Source organism: Desulfoluna butyratoxydans (assembly GCF_900699765.1).
GTDB lineage: Bacteria > Desulfobacterota > Desulfobacteria > Desulfobacterales > Desulfolunaceae > Desulfoluna > Desulfoluna butyratoxydans.
In genome coordinates this window covers 305833-326695 of sequence record NZ_CAADHO010000004.1, presented here as the reverse complement: position 1 = coordinate 326695, position 20863 = coordinate 305833, and the positions used below count along the sequence as shown (strand labels likewise).

Here is a 20863-nt window from a genome sequence, read left to right as displayed (position 1 = left end):
ATCACCTTCCTCGTAAATAGGGGGGGGTACATACCGTACTGCATGATCCTGATCCGCGATATGCGAAGAGACGCCCATCGCGGATCAGGATCATGGGGGAACCGCAAGGCTCCCCCATGACGGAAACCGGTCCAAGGAAATAAACCGGTCGGCTGCGTTACACGAGCTGTGCCTTGAGGTCATCGCTGGGTGAGGGAATGACCACATGGCTGTAGACGGGGCCGGACTCGCCCACCCCTTCGATACCGGCGGCAACGGAAGCCTTCACAGAGCCCACGTCACCGGTCATGGTGACGAAGGACTTACCGGCAAGGCCGGCGGCGAACCGAATCTCGATGAGATCCACCTGGCCGGACTTGGCTGCGGCATCGGCGGCCAGAATGCAGGAAGCCACGGTGTAGGTCTCGATGACCCCCAGGGCGTTGATGCGGGGCACGATGGTGGCCCCGGAGAGAGCGGGCAGCACCATGGGGTGAACGCTGGGAATCACGAACCAGTCGATGACCAGCTCCCCTCCCATCTCACGGCCGACTTCGACGGAGCTCTTGACGGAGCCGGTGTCCCCGGCCACCATGATCAGGTACCGTCCGGGGCAGGTGGGGCGTGCCATCACCAGGTCCACGGTGGCGGCCTTGCTCATTTCGTCTGCGGTCTGGATCCCCAGGGCGATGCTGTTCATTTCGACAACACCGATTGTTCTGTAATTCATACATTTACCTCATTGATCTTCACGACGCCGAGCGCTCGGGCGTGACGTGTCGTTTTTTTGCTGCGGATATCTATTCTGGAGCGCACAGGGCACCCTACCCTCTGGAAATCCTCACCACACCGCCCTCGACGGAGGTCACCACGCCGTCGATGCTGGCGTGGATACGTGCGCCCAGGGCCCCTTCGGGAATCTCGCCGATGAGGTCGCCCTTGGCAACGCGATCGCCCTCCTTCACCACGCAGGCGGCGGGAGCGCCGATGTGCTGGGCAAGGGGAATGGCCACGCGCTCAGGGACGAAACGCTCTTCGGGCATGCCGGGGTGGGTGTCGTACTTCAGCACGTCCAGGCGCTGCATCAGGCGCTTGGTGGGAATGTAGCGCACGTCGCGCAGGGGGTGGTTTTCCGGCTCTTCGCCGGTGCCGTTCCAGCGGATCCCCTCTTTCATGAGCTCCTTGCGGATCATGGCGTTTACCTCACGGGGCGAAAGACCCATGGGGCAGGCAAATTTCTCGCAGGCACCGCATTCGCAGCAGAGAAGGGCTGCCTTTCGGGCCTCGGGATCGGCCACCAGGGCCGACAGGGAGCGCATGAGCTTGTGGGGTGCGATGGCGTGCCCAAGAAGATGCCGGGGACAAAGGTCGGTGCAGTGGGTGCACTGGCAGCAGATCGTCCCGGTGATGCGCTTGATGGATGCCGGGTCCTTGATCTTGCCCTTGACCACGTTGTGCTCGGGGTCAAGGACAATAAGACCGCTGGTGGTCTTGGTCACGGGCTGATCGGTATCAGGGAGCACGCGCCCCATCATGGGGCCGCCGTCCACCACGCGGTAATCGGAAATTCTGGAACCGCCCGCAAACGCCAGGAGGTCGGAGACAATGGTGCCCACGGGCACCTTCACCACCATGTCCCGGCCCACCTCACCGGTGACGGTGACGTAGCGCTCGGTAAGGGGAATATCCTTCATGGCGCCCGCGATGTTGTACAGGGACTCGGTGTTGCTCACCACCACGCCCACCTGCAGGGGAATCCCCGCTTCAGGCACGGTGCGGCCGGTGACCTCACGGACCAGGACCTGCTCGTCGCCTGCCGGGTAGAAATCCTTCAGTTCAAAGGCTTCCAGACGTCCGGTGGTGTCCTTGGCCACAGCGTCCTTGATGGTCTGGAGGGCCTTGGCGTGCTTGCCCTTGATGCAGATGACACCGCGGGAGGCGCCTGTGGCGTCCAGCACCGCGTTCAATCCCTCGATCATGATGTCGAGCTCATGCTCCATGATGTAGGGGTCGCTCATCAGAAGGGGCTCGCAGGAGGCACCGTTCACAAGGACCGTGTCCACCGTGGCGTTGATCTTCACATGCGTCGGGAACCCGGCGCCACCGGCGCCTACCACGCCGGCGTTCTTTACCTTCTCTACAATCTGCTCTCTCATATGACATTCCATTGTACACTGGTGCCTCCGGCGGCCCTGCCGGAGGCGTGTTTTTTTAGTACGCTTTGCGCAGCAACTGCCGGAGATCCCTCAAAGAGGGGCGCCTCGGGTTGGTGGAGGTGCAGGCATCCTCCATGGCATGGCGGGCCATGGTCTCAAGGGATGTCTCGAACTCGTTTTCGTCGATGTCCAAATCCCGGATGCGGTTGGGAATCCCCATCTGGCTGTTGAGCCAGCGCACCGCCTCAATGAGGCTCTCGTTGCCCTGCTCCACGGTCTCGCAGGGGAGTTCGAGCTTCTTGGCGATGGTGCGGTAGCGGTCCCGGACGTCAAAGCTGTTGAAGCGGATGACGTAAGGAAGCAGCACGGCGTTGGCCTTGCCGTGGGGGATGTGGAACAGGCCCCCCAGGGTATGGGCGATGCTGTGGGCCACGCCCAGGCCACTGTTGTTGAAGGCCATGCCTGCCATGCACGAGGCAAGGAGCATGTTCTGGCGTGCTTCCATGTCGTCGCCGTTGCGGTAGCAGCGCAGCAGGTAACGGAACACGTACTTGATGGCGTGCACCGCGTACAGGTCGGTGAAGGCGTTGGCCGGGGTGGAGACAAAGGCCTCCAGGGCGTGGGTCAGAACATCCATGCCCGTGGTGGCCGTCACCGACGGGGGCACGGACCGGGTAAACCGGGCGTCCAGTACGGCCATGTCCGGGACCAGCAGGGGGTCGATCAAAGGGATCTTCATCTGCTGCTCGGTGTCGGTGACCACGGTGACCGCCGTCACCTCGGAGCCGGTGCCGCTGGTGGTGGGGATCACCACCAGCTGGGGCTTGCCCTTGGCCGGGTCCGCCTTGTGGGCGAAGTACATGATGGCCTTGGCCGCGTCGATGGAGGAACCGCCCCCCAGGGCGATGATCATGTCCGCACCGTCGGCAAGCAGCTTCACCGTGCCCTCCCGCACGGTCTCCAGGGAGGGATCGGGCTCCACCTTGTCGTACACGCTGCTGGTGATGTTGGCGCGCTCCAGCCCGCTGATGATGCGGTCGGCAAAGCCGATCTTCACCATGAAGGCGTCGGTGACGATAAAGGCATGTTTGCCCTTGAGCTTTTCCAGGGTGTTGATGGCGTTTTCGCCGTAGCAGATCTGGGTGCGTCCGTTAAATTGTGTCAATGCTGCGTCCTCCGGTTACTGCGATTCCCAGTCGGCGGGATAGGTAACGTACATGAAGCGTGCGGACTCGGGAACGCTGAAGGCGATGGAGGTGTTTTTGGGGATGAAAATGATGTCCCCTTTGTTGCCCACTACCTTGCGGCCGTCGATGACGATCTCCAGGGTGCCGTCGATGATGTAGTCCACCTCATCGTACTTGAGGGTCCAGTCAAAGGAGGTGGCCTCCATCTCCATGATGCCGCAGCCGAGGCGGGGGCTCTCATCCAGGGTCACGATGTCGGTGAGAAAGACTTTGTCTCCGGCCTTGCCCGTGTCAAAGGGCTCGGGCTTGACGGTTTCGGTCTTCACGCAGAGCACACCGCTTTCTTTGTCCACGACTTTTTGAAAGGCCGGTGCCTTGGCGCCACCCATCTGCTCGGTGACCACTTTTCGGATCAGCTCTTCAAGGACTTTTTCATTGATATCCATGCTCGGACTCCTTTTTCTTCGGTGTGGTGTATAGGATAACTCAGGTCGTGGGTGTCCCGGTGCCTGGTTCGTCGTCCCATCAAAGGCGCACGCGCCCCTTGTGGAACGAAAAGCCACGAATCGGGACCCTGCGGCCGGCGGCATGGGAGTTCCCCACACCGCCGGTCACGGGCGATTTATGCTTCCTGCTTCTTGGGGAGGATGAGCTCCACCTCTGAGTGGGGACGGGGAATCACGTGAACACTCACGAGCTCGCCCACACGGTCGGCGGCGGCTGCACCGGCGTCGGTGGCTGCCTTGACGGCGCCTACGTCTCCGCGTACCAGGGCGGTGACAAGACCGGAACCAACCTGCTCACGACCTACCAGCTCTACGTTGGCTGCTTTAACCATGGCGTCCGCTGCTTCGATGGCGCCCACAAGACCTTTGGTTTCTACCATTCCCAATGCTTTCATTGTGCGTATCTCCTTTTTTAAAAAAGTAGGTATCCTGCTTTTAAAAAATGTTGCGTTCTACCTTATTATATAGATCCGCTTGCAACATACCGCCGTTGGCTGAGCGTTGCCTGTGATGCCGTACCGGAAATCAAAAGAGCAGCGACGGTGGTTTCAAGTTGATCACTTGGTACCGCCCGAGGGCTTCAAGCGCGCCCCGAGCGATGGTTACATGGTTTTAAAAAATCAAACGATTGGCCCGTTACGGGCGCTTCACCAGGGCGTTGACCACCGAGGTGTCGGGGGACGGAATCACCACCGTCTCCACAAGGGCCTTGCCCAGGGACTCCCGCGCCGCGTCCACGGCTTCCCGGACCGACGCCACATCGCCCGTCAGGACAAAGTAGGACTTCCCGTTGATGCCCTGCCCGGTGACGATGCGGGCCAGCTCCACGGCAGATCGCTTTACGGCCTCATCGGCTGCGGCGATGCCCGATGAAGCGGTGCGGCATTCCACCACGCCGATGGCACCCTGTCCCTGCACGGCCAGGCCCCTTTTGAGGGCCTGGAGCACCTGGGGCGAAACGCCCCCGATGGTGTAGCTTCCGGCCAGGGCATAGCCAGCGGCTTCGGCGGCCGTCACCGAGGCGGCCACTGCCGCCCGGTCTCCGCCCACATGGATCATGTAGCGGCCGGAGCAGATGGTGCCCGCCTTGAGGAGGGTCACCTCCGCGGCCTTGACCATGATATCGGCAAGGACCGCACCGGCGGCGATGCTTCGGCTCTCTATGATGCCCAGGGAATCCATGGTCCTTACATCCCCTCCTGAACCTCGACCTCGTCGATGATGCCGACGATGGTGGCATCCACGGGCGCATCAGAAATGGAGCCTGCGTTACGGGCGGAGCTGCCGGTGGTCACGAGGACCCGGTCTCCGATGCCCGCGCCGATGAAGTCAACGGCCACCAGGGAGTCGAGCTCTTCGTTGGTGCAGGCGTCCAGGCGCCTGACCACCATGAGTTTCATGCCGCTTAAGCCGTCTTCTTTTCGTGTGGCCCACACATTGCCGATCACTTTTCCAACGATCATCCTGGTCGCCTCGTAAAGGTTGGGTCCGGCCCAGTGGCCATGGCCCGTTGGTTGTTATCCCCGGGTAAGGGTGATGCCGAGTTCCTTGGCGCTCTCCACGGCAAGGGGGGTGACCTGGGCGTCTGCGGGAAGCCAAAGCTCCGTTGCACCCCTGCGGCCAGCCTCTGCCACGTCCGATTCGGTCACCAGGGGTTTCCTGATCCGGACGGTGTCGCGTTTCGTCATATCCATGGCGGACAGGCCGAAGGAGGCCAGTGCCGCCTCCTGTCCCTCGAAAAGCCGCATGAGGCCTTCGGGGGCGGTATCGGCATACCGCTTGTATTCAAACTCCATCACCTCCACCGGGTGACCGGCCAGAAGAGCGGTGAGGACCTTTTCCATCAGGGGTCCCTCGGCCTTGCCCGCGGCCATGTCCGCCATGTGGCGGATGGAAAGATACGGCACGATACGCCGCAGGCTCTCCTTGGGGCCCGGGTCTTCATCCGGGTAGAGAAAGGCGTGCCCGTCACCCAGCTGCTTTTCAGCGGCCTGGCACTTGGGACAGGTCTTCTCCCCGATGATGAGAACCCTGGGTGCCTCGTCACGGCCGTCGATCTGCTTGAGGACCTCGGCGGCGATGGCTTTTACCAGTGCTTCCACATCCATGGTGTCTCTCCTATTCGCCCTGTGGTACCGAGCTCAGGGCAATGCCCATGGGGGTCACGAGAAAGGGGTTGGCAGGTTTGTACACAGGGATCCCAAGCTCTTTTTCAAACACGGTCTCCATGTCCGTAAGGCAGCAGGTGCCGCCCACAAGGTAAACGGATTTTATGTTCCGCCCCTCGATGTGCCCTTTCACGATGGTGGCCATCTTCTGGATCACGGGACGGACCGCAGCAAAGATCTCCTTGTGCCGCCCGTAGTCCCGTTTGATCTCCTCGGCCTCTTCGAAGCTCACCTTGTAAGCGCCGGAGAGGACCAGGGAGAGATGGGTTCCGCCCGTGGCTTCGTCGGCCACGTAGACCACCTTGCCCTTCTCCAGGATGGAGAGGCCGGTGGTGCCGCCGCCAATGTCCACGATGACACCGTCTTCAACCCCCAACACGGCGTTGGCCGCCGTGGGCTCGTCCAGCAGGTTGGTCACTTCCATCCCCGCGCCTTCCACCACATAGCCGTGGGTCTTGCAGTCCGACTCGCCGGTCCCGGGAGGCACGGCAATGGCCGCCTTCTCCAGTTCCCGTCCGAGGCGTTCCTCAAGCTGGGCCTTGAGACGCCTGACCACGGTCATGGCGCCCATGTAGTCCACCACCAGGCCGTCTTTGATGACCTGGGCAAACTCCATGGCACAGGCCACCGGCTCCCTCTTGCTGTTCATGACGACCAGCACGATGAAGGCGGTACCCAAGTCCACCCCCACCAGGAGCTCTTCGGTGGGAGAGACCTCCCGTGTGGTGTCGAGGCACGTTTCCAGATCGGCGATGAGCCGATCCACGGATGAAAAGTCCAGCATTACGCCTCCTGGGTGACGCCCACGATCCTGCCCCGGGCGTTTTTGCCCAGGCCGCAGCTGTTGGCTTCGTCAAAGTCGATGTGCATGGCCAGTCGGAAGTCCTTGTTCACCCGCACGATGACATCCTTGAACACCGCAGGGCGGGAGCCGTCCATGTGGACATCCACCTTCTGGTTGTCGGACACGCCGAAACGGGCCGCGTCCCCAGGGGACATGTGGATGTGACGGGCTGCAACGATCACCCCCTCTTCCAACCCGGCAAGGCCGCTGCCGGAGGTGAGGACGACGCCCGGGGTACCGGCCACGTCGCCGGACTGGCGAACCGGGGCCTTGATCCCGAGAATACGAGCGTCGGTGAGGGAAAGCTCCACCTGGCTCTTGGGTCGGGCGGGCCCTAAGACCGCCACGTTGTCGATGACGCCGCTGGGACCGATAAGGCGGACCCGCTCCTTGCAGAGATACTGACCCGGCTGGGAGAGCTCCTTGACGTGGGTCAGGGGGCCGCCGAACAGCTCTTTGATATCTTCTTCACACAGATGGACATGGCGACCGGAGAGCTCCACGGGGATGGCTGCGTCGCAGGACGCCGCCGCCTTTTCCGCCGGGGTCTCTCCCATCTGGTCCATGACCTTCTTGATAATGTCTTCTACGATAGTCTGTTGCATCGGATCTCCTAGGTGTACATGCCGCCCTTGTCTTTGAGCATCATGATGTAAATGGCGCTGCTCATGCGGTTCAGGGCCTGGACCATGTCGGGTGTGCCCAGCTGAAAGGACTCTTTGAGCACGCTGACGGCCGACACCTCCAACTCACGAACCAGGGCTCGCAGGCGGTTGAGCTTCAGAATCATCTCCCCCATGTCGTACGTGGGGAGAAGGTGACCCACCCCGTAGTATTTTTTGGGGTTATGGGAGTGGGCCCGGAGCTCCCCGTCGGTAAGCCCAAGGATGGGCTTGTCCGGCATGGGGGTGTCCAGGACATCGCGGCGCATGATGTCGCGGGTCCACTCAAGGATCTCAGAAAGATCCGCCACCAATGCCTTTTTACCGGCATCGTGGGCTTTGGCCTGCAGCAGGAGAATCTCCCCCTGGCAGGTATCGAGACGGCCCCTGAACACAATACGCGGATGGTCCTTGGGGACCAGGCGGTTGCCCGTGAGCTGGGTCATGTGCTCGGGCTTTGTGTCGTAGAAGCTGCCGTCAACGGCCGACACGTATGTCGGGCCGGTTTTCCCTTCCGCCTCTGTTTTCTCCGGGGCGGCCTCGGGCTGCGAGGCGCATGACGCTTCTTCCCCCCTGACGACCTTGACCCCCTTCTCACCGAGAAGCTGGGATGCGGAGGGGGTCAGGATCTGACCCTCCTCCAGCTTGAAAGTCTCAGGAACGTCCTTTCTGAAGATCTCCCTCAGATAGGTTTCCGATATGACTTTCATGGCTTATTATCCTTCAATTTTGGGGAGAATCAGCTCCACTTCACCGTGGGGACGGGGAATGACGTGTACGCTGACGAGCTCGCCCACGCGGTCGGCGGCTGCTGCACCGGCGTCGGTGGCGGCCTTGACGGCACCGACGTCACCTCGGACCATCACGGTCACGAGACCGGCACCCACCTGGCTGCGGCCGATGAGGGTAACGTTGGCAGCTTTTACCATGGCATCTGCTGCTTCTACTGCGCCTACGAGACCTCGGGTTTCGATCATTCCAAGTGCATTCTGTGAACTCATGATTCTTTTCTCCTAAAAATAAAGTATCTGTGACTATCTGTCGCCGGGGCCCGCGTAAAAAACCTGAAGAGCCCCGGTGCAACATCGTGTTTGGTTCAGGCCGCCAGAAAAGGCGGCCTTGTCTTACAATTAAACAGTGCCGCTCATCTTTTTGAGCTGCTCCATGATCATGTTGGTCACGGCCTGAACGTCCACGCTCTCGGTGGAGGCGTTGCAGGTGGTTGCAGCGGCGTCGTCCAGGCCGTAGGCCATGCGACGGATGTTGAAGAGCTGCTGGGGACCGACGTTCTCGGAGGTGGCGCTGCCGCCCACGGTCCCGCACCCGAGGGTGAAGGAGGGAGCCATGTTGGTGGAGATGCCCACGGCGCCCTGGGTGGTGGGGGTGTTCACCAGGAAACGGGAGACGGGCTTTTTCAGCGCGAACTCGCGAATCACGGTCTCGTTGTTAGAGTGGATGCCCATGGAGTGGCCCAGGCCGCCGTTGTGGAGGAGCTTGTAGCAGAGCTCGCAGGCTTCCTGCCAGTCGTTGACCACGTAGAAACCGAGAAGGGCGGTGAGCTTCTCCTTGGAGAAGGGGAATTTGGGTCCCACGCCGGGCTCGTCGCAGAGCAGCATGGTGGTGCCGGCGGGCACGTCGATACCGGCCACCTTGGCGATGTCGGCTGCGCAGCGGCCCACGATGGCGGGGTTCATGGAGCCGTTGGGGCGTTCCATGACGCGCTTGACCTTGGCCAGATTCTCCCCTTCCAGGAAGTAGCCGCCCTGGGCGATGACGCTGGCTTTTACCTTGTCTGCGATGCAGGCTTCGGTGACGATGGCCTGCTCGGAGGCGCATACGGTGCCGTTGTCAAAGGTCTTGGAGGCAAAGATCTTCTGGACGGCCACGTCCACGTCGGCGCTGCGCTCGATGAAGGCGGGCACGTTGCCGGAGCCCACGCCCAGGGCGGGGGTGCCGGAGCTGTAAGCGGCCTTGACCATGGCGTTGCCGCCGGTGGCCAGGATCATGTCGGAGATCTTCATCAGCTCATCGGTGCCCTGGAGGGTGGGAACGCTGATGACGCCCACGAGGTCCTCGGGGAGATCCATGGCCTTGAGGACGCCGCGGATCATGTTGACGGTGGCCGTGATGCACTTCACCGCGCTGGGGTGGGGAGAGAACACGATGCCGTTGGCGCTCTTAAGGGAGATGATGGCCTTGTAGAGCGTGGTGCTCGTGGGGTTGGTGGAGGGGATGAGGCCGGCGATCACACCCATGGGAGCAGCGATCTCAACGATCTTGTTCTCGGTGTCCTCGTTGATGATCCCCACGGTCTTGACGCCGCGGTAGTAGCTCACCAGCTTTTCGGAGGCGAGGATGTTCTTCTGCTTCTTGTCCTGCCACTTACCGAAACCGGTCTCTTCGCTGGCCATCTTGCCCAGCTCTTCAGCCATCTCGGCACCCACTTTGGCAATGGCCTCCACAAGGGCGTCCACGCGTTCCTGACCGGCCCGTTCAAGAACGGGCTGCGCAGCGCGTGCCGCACGGACCAGGGCTCGGGTCTCCTGAATTGAGAGCAAATCCTTATCTACCATCTTACGTCCTCTCTTACTTCTCTAATGTCTTCATGTATTGAACAAACGCCTCAAGAAGATCTTTCTTCTTGGCATACTTGATCTCACCCCTCGGGATGGAAAAGGTGGGGATCTGCCGGGCGAGGCGCCGCAGTTTGGTCACTTTCAGTTTTTTCAGGTCTGCCATGTCAACGGTCAGGGCATCCTCGGCTCCGCCCTCATCTGCAGGGCTGGGGCTGTCGGTGAGGTCGGGTGTCGCCGCATCGGGCAGTGCCGCGGGCTCCGGTTCCGGTTCAACCTCGGGTTCAAGGAGGATCTCCGGTTCCTCGGCCTCGGGGGCCTTGCGCTCGGGAACGCAGGTGGGCCGCTTGGCCTCTTCAATCAAAATACCGTCCAGGCCTTCTGCGGTGCGGGCGATCACGGTAATGGAGAGAACCTCCCCAAGACGCGCGGCCGCCGTGCTTCCGGCGTCCACCGACGCCTTGACGGCAGAGACGTCACCGGTCATCAGGATGGAGACAAGGCCCCCACCCACGGCCTGGGAACCGAGGATGGAGACATCGGCGGTCTTCACCGCCACGTCACCGGCCTCGATGGCGGGGACAAGACCCACGGTCTCGATGATCCCCAATGCCCTGCCGTTTAGCTTCATGACTCCGTGTGCCTTCATGGCTTACCCCCTCTACTCTACGACGTAGGTGGCAAAAAAGACCTTGGCCTTGTCGGGGGAGCCCCAGACGACCTTGGCGCCGGAGGGGACAAAGAACACATCCCCGGCCTTGGCGGTGAAGGTCCGGTTGTCGATGCTCACGGTGAGGGTCCCTTCGATGACGTAGTCGATCTCTTCGTACCCTTCCATCACCCACTCAAAGCGGGATGAGTCGATCTCAAGGAACCCGGCACCCATATGGGAGCCGTCGTCACCGCCGACGACCTCGCGGAAGCAGGCCTTGGCATCGGGCGTTCCGGTGTCGAGGACTTCCATGGCCACGGACTTGCCGCGGACCAGCTTGACCCCGCCGCCGGTTTCGGCGCAGTAGGGTTCGGAGGCGGCGGCGCCGTCGGTCATGATGCCGTTCAAAAGCCCCTTGTTCATCATGGCTTTAAGGGCCCCGTAGATTGTTTCACAGCTGATCTCGCCCTCTTCTTCCGGAGCAGCGGCGTCACCTGCGGCGGAGCACTCGGGTGCCTGGGCCTTGCACGCGACGCACTCGGCTTCGGTCTTGCCCTCGCACAGCGTCAGCTTGGCGGCTTTTGCGGCGTCTTTTGCCGACGGGGTCAAAATCATCCCCGGTTCGACGCAAAGGGTGGTCTCCCCCTGCTTCACCAGCTTTTCGATATCATCCGCACAAATCAATTTTTTCATGTGTTTTTCAACCCTTTCATGTATTTGCGCACGTTCCTGTTACCAACCTTGTATAAAATATCCATCCATGGGACCGTTTTTCAGTGTCTCACCACGGTCACCGGAAAATCTGAGTTCTTAATCCACGATTCAATACGGTCCAGATCTGCGTCGGAGAGGCTCGGATCTCCCTGGATGGGATACTCCCAACCCAGCTGCTTGTATTTGTTGACCCCCATCTTGTGGTAGGGGAGCAGGTCGATGCCTTTGAAGTTCTTGTAATCCCGGTACGGCATCAGAAAATCGATGAGGGCACGGATCTCCCCTTCGCTGTCGTTGACGCCCTTAAGCAGCGGCATCCGGATCTGGACGTTGTGCCGGTTGTCCAGCAGGGTTTTCAGGTTGCTTAAAATCATCTCGTTGCGGACCCCGGTCAGTTCATGGTGGCGGTCGGAGTCCATGTGCTTCATGTCAAAGAGAAAAAGGTCCGTGAATTCGGCCACCTTCATGAGGGCCTCGGGCTTGGCGTAGCCGCAGGTCTCAATGGCGGTGTTGATGCCCACCTGCTTGCAGACCATCATCAGGTTGGCCGCGGCATCCGGCTGCATCAGGGCCTCGCCTCCCCCTAAGGTCAGGCCGCCTCCGGACATCTCGTAAAAGGAGCGGTCCTCCTCCACGATCTCCAGCAGCTCCGAAATCGTTTTCACATCCCCGACAACGGAGAGGGCGGACTGAAGGCAGGCCTCTTCACACTTGCGGCACCCGATGCACTCGCTGCCCTTGACGAACTCGTGGGCACCGGTGTCCGGGGAGAGCCTGTGGACGCCTGCGGGGCATACCGAGACGCAGGCCCCGCAGTTCACACACAGGCTCTCTTTGAAGAGAACCTGGTGCTTTTTCTTTTGACTTTCAGGATTTGAGCACCACTTGCAGCGCAGGGGACACCCCTTGAAGAACACAATGGTCCTTACGCCGGGCCCGTCATACATGTTGTATTTCTGGATGTTGAATATCAGTGCTTTTCGTTCAATCATGGTTCCGCCTGTGCTGCTCATGGTGCTTTAAATCCCTATGCGTCTGTCTGTCTCGGTATGATCCCCTTAGATCTCGTGCAACATGGTCCTGCTGATGATCTCGTCCTGAACATCCTTGCAGAGTTCCACGAAGAAGGCGCTGTAGCCAGCCACGCGAACCACGAGGTCGCGGTACTTCTCAGGCGTCTTCTGGGCTTCCAGCAGGGTCTCGTTGTCGAGGTAGTTGAACTGCATCTCCCCGTTGCCCAGCATGCAGGCGGTACGGATCAGGGTGATGACGCCGTTCTCCCCTTCGGGGGTGTCCAGCAGGCCGCTCATCAGCTTGAAGTTGTGCACCATGCCGATGTTCATGCTGTCGTTGGACATCTTGGACACGGACTTGATGATGGCGGTGGGGCCCTTGAAGTCGGCGCCCTGGGTGGGGCTGATGCCGTCTGAAAGGGGCATCCACGCATCACGGCCGTTGGCGGAAGCTCCCAGGAGCTGGCCGAAGGGCGTGTTGTTGGAGATAGACAGGGTCCCGTGGCTCAATACAGAGTACAGGGTCTTGTACTTGCGGTGCTCCTGCTCGGTGAAGCTGACGAGGTCGGCGGCGATGAGGTCGGCGTAGTCGTCGTCGTTGCCGAACTTGGGAGCGGCAAGACAATCGGCCTTCACCTGGTCGTAGCCCTTGAACTCGGCCTTGAGGGCTTCGTTCATCTGCTCCAGGGTGTACTTCTTGTCGTCAAAGACCAGCTTCTTGATGGCGGCCATGGAGTCGGCGTGGGTGGCCAGGCCGCTCCAGATAACGCCGGGGCCGAAGTTGTACATGGCGCCGCCTGCGGAGACGTCCTTGCCGGAATCCATGCAACCCTCGTACATCATGGACATGAGGGGCTTGGGTGCCAGGTCACGATGGATGCGCTGGGAGATAACGGTGCCCACGCTGGACCACTTGGTGACGTGCTTGATCATCTCTTTGACGGCCGCGTCGAACTTCTCGTAGGTGTCGTACTGGCTCAGGGGGCCGTAGTCGGGGCACACCTGCTTCTCATACCAGAGGGGCACACCGTGGTTGAGGACCATCTCAATGCAGATGGGCCACTGGGTGTACGCGGTGGAGGTCCACTGGTAGAGACGCCCTGCTTTCTGGGGCTCAACACAACCCATGAGGCAGTAGTCGCGGGAGTCTTCGATGGAGCATCCCTTGGCCAGCATCATCTTGATGTGGGTGTCGTCGAAATGGATGGCGGGAAAACCCATGCCGGAACGGATAACGTCCACAATCTTTTTCAGGTACTTGTGGGGGGACCTGTTGTGGACACGGGTGGCCAGGGAGGGCTGGTACACACGCACGTGACGCACAGCATCCATGAGCAGGTAGGTAAGGTCGTTGGTGGCGTCGATGCCGTCACGGGTCACGCCGCCCACACACATGTTGACGAAGGGCTGGTACCCGGCAAAGAACTTGGAGGCGTCTTCGCTGGTGAGCCACATCATCTCGGACATCTTGATGAGCATACAACCGGCCAGGTCAAAGGCTTCGTACTCGGTCATGCGACCGGCGTCGATGTCCGCCTTGAAGAAGGGGTACATGTACTGGTCCACACGGCCGATGGACATACCGGTCTGGTTCTCTTCCACCACCAGGAGGGACTCGATGGTCCAGACCGCCTGGATGGCTTCCCAGAAGGTCTCGGGCTTGTGGGCGGGGACGCGGGCGTTGACCTCGGAGATCTTCAGCAGCTCGGCCTTGCGCTGGGGGTTGGTCTCCCTGGCGGCCAGCTCTGCGGCGTAATCGGAGATACGCTTGGCGTAGATCATCACGCCTTCGGCGGTGAGGATCAGTGACTTGTAGAAGTAGATCTTGTCAAAGTCTTCGGGGTTCTCGTAGTCCAGCTCGGTCAGCTTCTCCTCGGCATCCTTGATGATGTCGAGCATCCCCTTTTTCATGAGGATTACGTCGTAGCCGGGGTTGGAGTCACCCCCGCCGTTCACGGCGTGGTAGGAGCAGTCGGTGACATAAGACTCACCGGAGATCTCCCACATGCCGGCTTCGCGGTACTGCTGTTCGCAATATTCGTCCACGGACTGGCCTTCCCAGAAGGGGAAGATCTCATCTTTCAGAACCTTTTTGTCCTCTTCGGAAATAAAGAAGGGGTCCTGGGCACGGGTACCAATGGTGTCCAGCTCGTCGCGGACCCAGCGCCAGGCGATGTCGGGAGAGAAGGCACCGCTTCGGGGAGAGCCGCAAGGGGAGCCCACGATGAGTTCGTTGTCCTGGATGACCAGGGGCGCGGTCTCACAGCAGCGCTTGAAGCTCATGCCACGGAGGATGGCCTTGGGAAGACCGGGGTTCTCCTTGGCGATCTGGGTCATCACCTTGGCGCGGTGAATGGTAATGGAGGGCACCTGCTTGAGGAAATTCTCCCTCAGCTGGGCGTGACGCTCGGTGGGGCCGTCGGGAATCCCGGGGCCGTGGGTTGTAGCGATACCTGCAACGCCAGGGGCTGCCTTGGTGATCTCAGAAGAGATGCCCTCAAACATCTTTTTGAGCGATGCGCGCTCTTGAGGGGTCAGGTTCTTAGTCGCTTCTGCAAGCTTGCTTGAAAATTCATGAAGATCCAAAAGTATTCCTCCCTTATAACTGATCCTCTTCCAATGGTATCTACTTTGCGCCACCGATGGTTCGGATGGCCTCGTCCAGTAGCTTCTGGAAGGTCTGCATATTCACTAAATTGTCCTCTGCCCCATGAGCAACGGTGCCCGGGGTGGGATGATCGTCGTGCTTCATGTCGGTGTCGATCTCTTCCATGCGCCTGACCCCGTAGCCCACCTTGCGGGTGTAGATCAGGTTTAAGGGGGAGACGTTGTCCGAGGTAATGCCATCCCCTGCCGAGCCGCTGCCCAGGGTCATGGAGGGGACCAGGTTCGTGGTGGCCCCCAGGCCGCCGAAGGCAGCCGGTGTATTCACAAGCAGCCGGCCCACGGGTTTTTTCAGGGCAAACTGGCAGATGACATCCTGATCGTTGGAGTGGATGACAAGGGTGTGGCCGTTTCGTTCGGTCACCAGGAGCTCGATGCACTTTTCACAGGCGTGCATCCAGTCGTCTTCCACGTAGTAGGCCAGCACGGGACACAGCATCTCTCTGGCAAAGGGGTCGGTGTCGGAGACGTATTTGCGCTCCGCCATGAGCACGGAAACATCGTCCGGTACCTCAAACCCTGCCCTATGGGCCAGGGTTTTGGCTGAGACCCCAACCATCCCGGGGTTAAGCTTGCCGTCGGGACGGAAAAAGAGAGCGGCAAAGGTCCGGGTCTCCTCTTCGGTCATGAAATAAGCGCCCTTTGCCCGGAGGGCTGCCTTGACGTCCCGGTCAATGCAGCTGTCCACCACAATGGACTGTTCGGCAGACGGCACAATGCCGTTGTCAAAGGTCTTGCTGGCGATGATGTCGGCAACGGCCCGGGTGATGTCGGCGGTGCGTTCGATAAAGGCAGGCCCGTTGCCCGTGCCCCCGTAGATCACGGGTTTCCCGGCCTTGTAGGCTGTCTTGAGCATGGCCGGAACCCCGGTGTTCATGATCAGGGACGTGCCCTTGTGCCCCATGAGCTCCCGGGTGCCGGAAGCTGTCACCGTGCCCAGGTAGGTCAGGCAACCTTCGGGCAACCCCTTGGACTCTGCGGCCTCAATGAGGATATCCAGGACCTTGCCCATGGTCTTGCGCGCCCTGGGATGGGGCGAAAACACAACGGCGTTGCCGGACTTTACGGCAATGAGCGCCGTGTAGATGGTGGTTGAAACCGGGCTGGTCGCAGGACTCAGCGCCACCACGACACCGACGGGAACACCGATGTCCATCATGCGGTTCTGAGGGTCTTCACCGATGACGCCCACGCAGCGCATGCCCCTCAAATGCTTGCGTGCGTACCCGCACACAAACCGGTTCTTGACGGCTTTGTCCTGCCATGAACCGTAATCTGTTTCTTCATGGGACAACACGGCAAGCGTTTCAGCGTGCTCCTGGGCGGCGTCCGCCATGCACTCGACGATCTCGTCCAGCTTCTCCTGGGAAAAGGTGGCGAGTTTCTTCTGTGCTTCAAACGCATTCTCTGCAAGAATCCGTGCTTCCTGGATGGAGAGTAAATCATTGTCGATGATCGTCATGCTGTCTCTCCCTCTCCTTTGCTTCATGGTCGTCTTTCGTAAAAGTCCCCTCTGCCGAGCCCGTCAAAATCAGGGCAGCAGCTTGTCGAGGGCGTACTGGCTGGTAATTTTTGTCAGCGCAGGATGGGGCGTGGGGATCACGCAGGAGCTGTGGGGGTCGACGCCCATCTCTTTGACGGCGGACTCGCCTGCCTCAACGGCAGCCTTAACCGCACCCACATCACCTGAAACCAGAATGGAGATGTAACCCGACGCGGTGTTCTCATAACCGAGCAGGTCCACATCCGCGGCCTTTACCATGGCATCCGCCGCTTCAAGGGCAAACACGATACCGAAGGTCTCCACCATGCCCAGGGCCTTGGACCGGGGAAGGTCTTCGGCGTCATCGATCTGGGCATCCACATCGTGTACGGAGACAATGTCGCCGACAGCGCTGATGGGACGCGGCATGACGTTGTGCGCGGTCAGGGGTCCGATCTCCTTTGCCGCGGCTGCACCGGCTTCCACCGAGGCCTTCACGGCGGCGACGTCGCCCTTCACAAAAATCGTCACCAGCGTGGAGCCGATGTTCTCGTATGAAATCAATTCAACATTGGCAGCTTTGAGCATCTGATCGGCGCCGTAGATGGCCGGAACCATGCCCGTGGTTTCGATGAGTCCTAACGCCTCTTCTCCGTAATATCGCATTAAAATCCCTTCCCTGATTTGGTCCTTAATTTTGAACGATTCAGCCCTATGCTGGCAGTACCTTAACCCTTCCCCCATAGGGGAAAGTCAATGGTTTTTTAGGCTAAAACGCAAATTGGTCCGGCCAGTTTCAAACCCACGCATCAGCGCAGACAACACCCTGATTTTATGAAGCATAACGCAGAAGACATTTCACGGTTCGTGAGACAAAAGCTGCTATGTTTGCCTGAAAGCCTGATTTTTTGATTTCAATAAAGCCCCCTTGTGTCGCCCCCAGCGTTACCTCAAGGGACAGCCTCACCACAACAAACCTGCACCCCCCGGGGCAGTAACATCAAACCCGCCGCAGCCCCCTGTTCAATCCGCGTAAAAAAAGCCATGCGCAGCAGGCTGCGGCGCCATAAAAAAAGGGCCCTGCCCCCATGGTATGGGAACAGGGCCCTTAAGGGCCGGCTGAAAACTCAAGCCTTCTATCGGCGACGCGACGATGGAACCAAGGCCACCGACGCGTCAGAGCGTCATCAATCCTTGATGTAGTGGTTGATGGTCTCCGCCCCTTCCTGGTGGGCACGATAGTAGACGCGCAGCTCGTTGTTGGCGTCCATCTCGTAACGGGTCTCCTCAAGGAGGCCGTTGGCCTCGGCGGTCATGATGGCCGAGATCATGTCGGGCTTATTGAAGGCCTTGAAGTTGCTGTATTCACCCTTGAGAGCGGCCATGACATCGTCGGCACACGCCTCTTCAACCGTGGTGAAAAACTTAAGAATCGCGTAGTTAAGGGGTTTCATCTTATTTATCCTCCTTGCCTTTGAGCAGGTCCAGGGGGTTCAGGGCAATGGTAAAGATACCGGCAACCATAACAACAGCTGCGATCCAGGAGATGGGAGCCATGGCCCAGCCATCGAGACCGAAGATCATGCCGAGGACAACCCAGCAGCAGAAGGGACCCCAGAAGGAGAAGGTGCCGTTGCAGGACATTCCGAGGGCGGCACCGCACATGCTGTTGCCTTTGTACCAGAACATGAAGGCGCCGTAAGCAGCAAGACCGGCGCAGGCAAACCAGACAATGGATCCGTCGGTGACAGCTTCAGTCACCAGCGCGGCGGTGTTGCCGCCACCGGAAATCATACCGAAAAGGGGAACGAGGATGATGAAGTTGGAGAGGCCGGAGGTGACCTGACGGATGGTGATACCCACTTCGGAATCGATGAGGGCCGTGCCGTAACCGCAGACACACCCTTCAAAACCCCAGCCGAAAGCGGCAAGGAAACCGAAGAAGATACCAAGGGCCATGCCTTCGGGGGCGTCGCCACCGAGGGTGGGGTAGGCGATCATGACGCTGGCGCCGAAGCAGATGGCGATACCCAGCATCATGCGGGCATTAAGCTCCTGCTTGAACCAGAATCGGGCCAGAATGGCGCCGATGGCGGGGCACAGGGCGCTGATGGGAACCACGATGGAACCGGCCTTCTGAAGACCGATAACATAACAGGTACTTGCAAAGGGGCCACCGATAATGGCGCCTACCATCATCACCACACCGGGCTTGGTTTTCAGGCAACGGAAAAAGTCGCCGAGCTTGCCTCTGATAATGGCGATCAAAATGGACCAACAGGCGCTGCAAGAGTCTGTCACAGCTGCGCCAAGGGCACCGAGAAGATAGGTGATGGCGAAAGCGGACAGGCCTGCTGTGTTTGCGCCGTACCAGTCAATCCAGGGCCCCTTGGACATGCCAAGAGTCATAAAAGCAGTATAAAATCCGTAACATAAGCCGGAGAAGAGAGCAATCAACACGCCCTTTCTCTTAAAATCGGCTGCCATCTTGTTTTTGGCCTCCATCGCGGCCAAATTCTGTGAACCTGATGCTTCAAACATGAATGAACTTTCCTCCCTAAAAAACCAAAACTTTTTTGGATAAACCCGGACACGCAAAACATACGTCTGCTGCATGATCAACACGGATTTCAGCTTTTCAAGGACTATAACTGTGCCCCTAAGGGGAATGTCAAAACCTTTTTTACCAGAAAATTGAGCCGTTCCATGGGGTCCGAAAGTGGCAAATATCTCTTCGGGACACCCTAGTATAATAAAGAGAATCTCCATGACAGAGGCACTGCAGCCCGACATGTCACCGCATTTTTTTTGTGATGTTTCCCCAAAAAATTGCTCATTGCCCCGGCATGCAGGTGCCTTTCCCCAGTTCCTTGGGACCTCTTCGCATGCAACGCCCCCCTCGGTTGTTCCCGGCGTCAAGGGTGCGGCGGCCCACCACAAGCACGGGTTTCCACAGCCTTTAACCCCGGACACAGGCTTTTTTGATAAGAAAAAGGACCCATTCCGGGCACGCCGGACCTCCCCTGGGGAACATCCACCTTTTTTGTACTAAAAATCGGCAATCAGTTGACTGAAAAGGGATACATGGGTATCATCTTTTTCATCATTTTCTACAAAAAGCGTCCCCCGTCATATGAAGGTATCTGATTTTTTGTTGGAGTTCGGAACCTTCAGGACAGCGCCGGTCCGACACAGGTAACCTGTGCCATCGGAGACGTATACAGGATTATAGCAGCATTGTATGCCTTTAAAAGGAACATCGCCGTTTTTTTTGGGTAGGCTGCCGTGCTGGGCGGGGTATGCAAGGGAAGGATCGGTTTCCGATGACAGGATACGCTGATCCGGGTCAGGGCTTATGGGAGGGTTCATCCCCCGGGCCGTCATCAAGCCAGAAGGATGGTTCATGAAGTACAAAGACAGATATTCCATTGGCGAAGTCAGCCAGATCTGCAATGTGTCCAAAAAGGCGCTCAGGCACTATGACAAAATCGGACTCATCAAGTCCGAGCGCTCCTGCAACAACAACTACCGGTATTATTCCAACGAATCCTTACTGGCGGTCCCTGTCATCAAATACTACAAGCAGATGGGGTTCAAGCTCGACGAAATGAAAGATTTCATCGAGGGAACCGTGGACACCCGCGGCAGGATCTACGCCTCCATCAAGCGCTCCTTCAACGCAAAGATCGAAGAGTTGAAAAAAGCCCAGGAGGAAATCCGAAGGCAGTACGAGTCTGTCAAGGACTGGCATGACCTGATCTTAGAAGCCGAAATGGTCATCGACAACAATATTCAGGAAGTGGCCGTCAAGTATGTGGAGGCCTCGGACTATCTGTTCCATGAGCAGATCTTCACCAACAACATCGAGGCATCCATCATCAACATCGAGTTCACCAATTACGTGGAAAAGGTGAACAACGAAATCACCGGACCGGTGATGATCAATTTTTCATCGCTTGAAGACAGGCTCCAGAACAGGCACCAGCCCGTGCGGATCATGCAGAAAACACTGAAGCAGTGCAAAGAACACGAGAAAATGTCCTTCGGCGGGCAGATGATGATCACCTGTTACCACATCGGGTCCCACAAAAACATCAACGAAACCTACGAAAAGATCTGCAAATGGGCCCGAATGCACAATTACGTGCTGGGAAAAAAATCATACGAACGGTATGTGACCGATTACTGGACCACCCGAAAGAGCTCCAAGTTCGTCACGGAAGTCATGATCAACGTATCACGCAATTAACCGGGAACGCCCA

At 59.1% G+C, this 20863-nt stretch carries 22 protein-coding genes; 1 reads left to right on the top strand and 21 read right to left on the bottom strand.

Annotated elements, in window-relative coordinates:
- Window positions 1-157: 157 nt before the first annotated feature.
- From MSL71_RS13605 to MSL71_RS13505, 21 genes are all read right to left on the bottom strand, one after another.
- The gene (locus MSL71_RS13605) at window positions 158-709 is read right to left on the bottom strand and encodes a BMC domain-containing protein (RefSeq protein WP_180141190.1); all 552 of its coding nucleotides are present in this window, start codon (window positions 707-709) and stop codon (window positions 158-160) included.
- Between the two features lie 94 nt (window positions 710-803).
- Window positions 804-2135: a 4Fe-4S dicluster domain-containing protein gene (locus MSL71_RS13600; RefSeq protein WP_180141188.1), complete on the bottom strand. Its 1332-nt coding sequence runs from the start codon at window positions 2133-2135 to the stop codon at window positions 804-806.
- Between the two features lie 55 nt (window positions 2136-2190).
- Complete coding sequence (locus tag MSL71_RS13595) at window positions 2191-3300, bottom strand: 1-propanol dehydrogenase PduQ (RefSeq protein WP_180141186.1); 1110 nt, start codon at window positions 3298-3300, stop codon at window positions 2191-2193.
- Between the two features lie 15 nt (window positions 3301-3315).
- Window positions 3316-3768 (bottom strand): cupin domain-containing protein, encoded by a 453-nt coding sequence (locus MSL71_RS13590; protein ID WP_180141184.1) that lies wholly within the window; start codon window positions 3766-3768, stop codon window positions 3316-3318.
- Between the two features lie 176 nt (window positions 3769-3944).
- Window positions 3945-4223 carry an ethanolamine utilization microcompartment protein EutM gene (gene eutM / locus MSL71_RS13585; protein WP_180141182.1) on the bottom strand — a complete coding sequence of 93 codons (279 nt, stop codon included), beginning with the start codon at window positions 4221-4223 and terminating at the stop codon, window positions 3945-3947.
- Window positions 4224-4464: 241 nt separating this feature from the next.
- Window positions 4465-5010: a BMC domain-containing protein gene (locus MSL71_RS13580; protein ID WP_180141180.1), complete on the bottom strand. Its 546-nt coding sequence runs from the start codon at window positions 5008-5010 to the stop codon at window positions 4465-4467.
- 5 nt (window positions 5011-5015) lie between these two features.
- The gene (locus MSL71_RS13575; RefSeq protein WP_092215753.1) at window positions 5016-5291 is read right to left on the bottom strand and encodes a EutN/CcmL family microcompartment protein; all 276 of its coding nucleotides are present in this window, start codon (window positions 5289-5291) and stop codon (window positions 5016-5018) included.
- A 54-nt stretch (window positions 5292-5345) separates the two neighbouring features.
- Complete coding sequence (locus tag MSL71_RS13570; protein ID WP_180141178.1) at window positions 5346-5936, bottom strand: hypothetical protein; 591 nt, start codon at window positions 5934-5936, stop codon at window positions 5346-5348.
- Window positions 5937-5946: 10 nt separating this feature from the next.
- Entirely contained in the window at window positions 5947-6780 is an 834-nt protein-coding gene (gene eutJ, locus MSL71_RS13565; RefSeq protein ID WP_180141176.1) for an ethanolamine utilization protein EutJ, read from the bottom strand.
- Window positions 6780-7445: a phosphate propanoyltransferase gene (locus MSL71_RS13560; protein ID WP_180141174.1), complete on the bottom strand. Its 666-nt coding sequence runs from the start codon at window positions 7443-7445 to the stop codon at window positions 6780-6782. The genes eutJ and MSL71_RS13560 overlap by 1 nt, the downstream gene beginning before the upstream one ends.
- Window positions 7446-7453: 8 nt before the next feature.
- Window positions 7454-8212, bottom strand: coding sequence for a cobalamin adenosyltransferase (locus MSL71_RS13555; protein ID WP_180141172.1), 759 nt, complete (start codon window positions 8210-8212; stop codon window positions 7454-7456).
- 6 nt (window positions 8213-8218) lie between these two features.
- Window positions 8219-8503, bottom strand: coding sequence for an ethanolamine utilization microcompartment protein EutM (gene eutM / locus MSL71_RS13550; protein WP_092215742.1), 285 nt, complete (start codon window positions 8501-8503; stop codon window positions 8219-8221).
- Between the two features lie 129 nt (window positions 8504-8632).
- Complete coding sequence (locus MSL71_RS13545; protein ID WP_180141170.1) at window positions 8633-10075, bottom strand: acetaldehyde dehydrogenase (acetylating); 1443 nt, start codon at window positions 10073-10075, stop codon at window positions 8633-8635.
- 13 nt (window positions 10076-10088) lie between these two features.
- Complete coding sequence (locus MSL71_RS26925) at window positions 10089-10724, bottom strand: BMC domain-containing protein (protein ID WP_281374496.1); 636 nt, start codon at window positions 10722-10724, stop codon at window positions 10089-10091.
- Window positions 10725-10736: 12 nt separating this feature from the next.
- Entirely contained in the window at window positions 10737-11420 is a 684-nt protein-coding gene (locus MSL71_RS13535; RefSeq protein WP_180141168.1) for a cupin domain-containing protein, read from the bottom strand.
- 80 nt (window positions 11421-11500) lie between these two features.
- Window positions 11501-12433, bottom strand: coding sequence for a choline TMA-lyase-activating enzyme (gene cutD, locus MSL71_RS13530; protein WP_180141166.1), 933 nt, complete (start codon window positions 12431-12433; stop codon window positions 11501-11503).
- Between the two features lie 66 nt (window positions 12434-12499).
- Window positions 12500-15040 (bottom strand): choline trimethylamine-lyase, encoded by a 2541-nt coding sequence (cutC, locus tag MSL71_RS13525; protein ID WP_180141164.1) that lies wholly within the window; start codon window positions 15038-15040, stop codon window positions 12500-12502.
- A gap of 40 nt (window positions 15041-15080) precedes the next feature.
- Window positions 15081-16580, bottom strand: a complete 1500-nt coding sequence (locus tag MSL71_RS13520; protein WP_180141162.1) for an aldehyde dehydrogenase family protein — start codon at window positions 16578-16580, stop codon at window positions 15081-15083.
- A gap of 69 nt (window positions 16581-16649) precedes the next feature.
- Window positions 16650-17267, bottom strand: a complete 618-nt coding sequence (locus MSL71_RS26920; protein WP_180141160.1) for a BMC domain-containing protein — start codon at window positions 17265-17267, stop codon at window positions 16650-16652.
- Between the two features lie 521 nt (window positions 17268-17788).
- Window positions 17789-18055 carry a hypothetical protein gene (locus MSL71_RS13510; protein WP_180141158.1) on the bottom strand — a complete coding sequence of 89 codons (267 nt, stop codon included), beginning with the start codon at window positions 18053-18055 and terminating at the stop codon, window positions 17789-17791.
- Between the two features lies 1 nt (window position 18056).
- Complete coding sequence (locus tag MSL71_RS13505; RefSeq protein WP_246317791.1) at window positions 18057-19010, bottom strand: hypothetical protein; 954 nt, start codon at window positions 19008-19010, stop codon at window positions 18057-18059.
- A gap of 994 nt (window positions 19011-20004) precedes the next feature.
- Between MSL71_RS13505 and MSL71_RS13500 the strand changes: the two genes are divergently transcribed.
- Window positions 20005-20850, top strand: coding sequence for a choline utilization transcriptional activator (locus MSL71_RS13500; RefSeq protein ID WP_180141154.1), 846 nt, complete (start codon window positions 20005-20007; stop codon window positions 20848-20850).
- Window positions 20851-20863 lie beyond the last annotated feature (13 nt).

What these genes read in the sequence shown, in the direction of transcription:
- MSL71_RS13605 (WP_180141190.1), bottom strand. Translation starts at nt 709, where the DNA reads ATGAATTACAGAACAATCGGTGTTGTCGAAATGAACAGCATCGCCCTG.
- MSL71_RS13600 (WP_180141188.1), bottom strand. Translation starts at nt 2,135, where the DNA reads ATGAGAGAGCAGATTGTAGAGAAGGTAAAGAACGCCGGCGTGGTAGGC.
- MSL71_RS13590 (WP_180141184.1), bottom strand. Translation starts at nt 3,768, where the DNA reads ATGGATATCAATGAAAAAGTCCTTGAAGAGCTGATCCGAAAAGTGGTC.
- eutM (WP_180141182.1), bottom strand. Translation starts at nt 4,223, where the DNA reads ATGAAAGCATTGGGAATGGTAGAAACCAAAGGTCTTGTGGGCGCCATC.
- MSL71_RS13580 (WP_180141180.1), bottom strand. Translation starts at nt 5,010, where the DNA reads ATGGATTCCCTGGGCATCATAGAGAGCCGAAGCATCGCCGCCGGTGCG.
- MSL71_RS13575 (WP_092215753.1), bottom strand. Translation starts at nt 5,291, where the DNA reads ATGATCGTTGGAAAAGTGATCGGCAATGTGTGGGCCACACGAAAAGAA.
- MSL71_RS13570 (WP_180141178.1), bottom strand. Translation starts at nt 5,936, where the DNA reads ATGGATGTGGAAGCACTGGTAAAAGCCATCGCCGCCGAGGTCCTCAAG.
- eutJ (WP_180141176.1), bottom strand. Translation starts at nt 6,780, where the DNA reads ATGCTGGACTTTTCATCCGTGGATCGGCTCATCGCCGATCTGGAAACG.
- MSL71_RS13560 (WP_180141174.1), bottom strand. Translation starts at nt 7,445, where the DNA reads ATGCAACAGACTATCGTAGAAGACATTATCAAGAAGGTCATGGACCAG.
- MSL71_RS13555 (WP_180141172.1), bottom strand. Translation starts at nt 8,212, where the DNA reads ATGAAAGTCATATCGGAAACCTATCTGAGGGAGATCTTCAGAAAGGAC.
- eutM (WP_092215742.1), bottom strand. Translation starts at nt 8,503, where the DNA reads ATGAGTTCACAGAATGCACTTGGAATGATCGAAACCCGAGGTCTCGTA.
- MSL71_RS13545 (WP_180141170.1), bottom strand. Translation starts at nt 10,075, where the DNA reads ATGGTAGATAAGGATTTGCTCTCAATTCAGGAGACCCGAGCCCTGGTC.
- MSL71_RS26925 (WP_281374496.1), bottom strand. Translation starts at nt 10,724, where the DNA reads ATGAAGGCACACGGAGTCATGAAGCTAAACGGCAGGGCATTGGGGATC.
- MSL71_RS13535 (WP_180141168.1), bottom strand. Translation starts at nt 11,420, where the DNA reads ATGAAAAAATTGATTTGTGCGGATGATATCGAAAAGCTGGTGAAGCAG.
- cutD (WP_180141166.1), bottom strand. Translation starts at nt 12,433, where the DNA reads ATGATTGAACGAAAAGCACTGATATTCAACATCCAGAAATACAACATG.
- MSL71_RS13520 (WP_180141162.1), bottom strand. Translation starts at nt 16,580, where the DNA reads ATGACGATCATCGACAATGATTTACTCTCCATCCAGGAAGCACGGATT.
- MSL71_RS26920 (WP_180141160.1), bottom strand. Translation starts at nt 17,267, where the DNA reads ATGCGATATTACGGAGAAGAGGCGTTAGGACTCATCGAAACCACGGGC.
- MSL71_RS13510 (WP_180141158.1), bottom strand. Translation starts at nt 18,055, where the DNA reads ATGAAACCCCTTAACTACGCGATTCTTAAGTTTTTCACCACGGTTGAA.
- MSL71_RS13505 (WP_246317791.1), bottom strand. Translation starts at nt 19,010, where the DNA reads ATGACTCTTGGCATGTCCAAGGGGCCCTGGATTGACTGGTACGGCGCA.
- MSL71_RS13500 (WP_180141154.1), top strand. Translation starts at nt 20,005, where the DNA reads ATGAAGTACAAAGACAGATATTCCATTGGCGAAGTCAGCCAGATCTGC.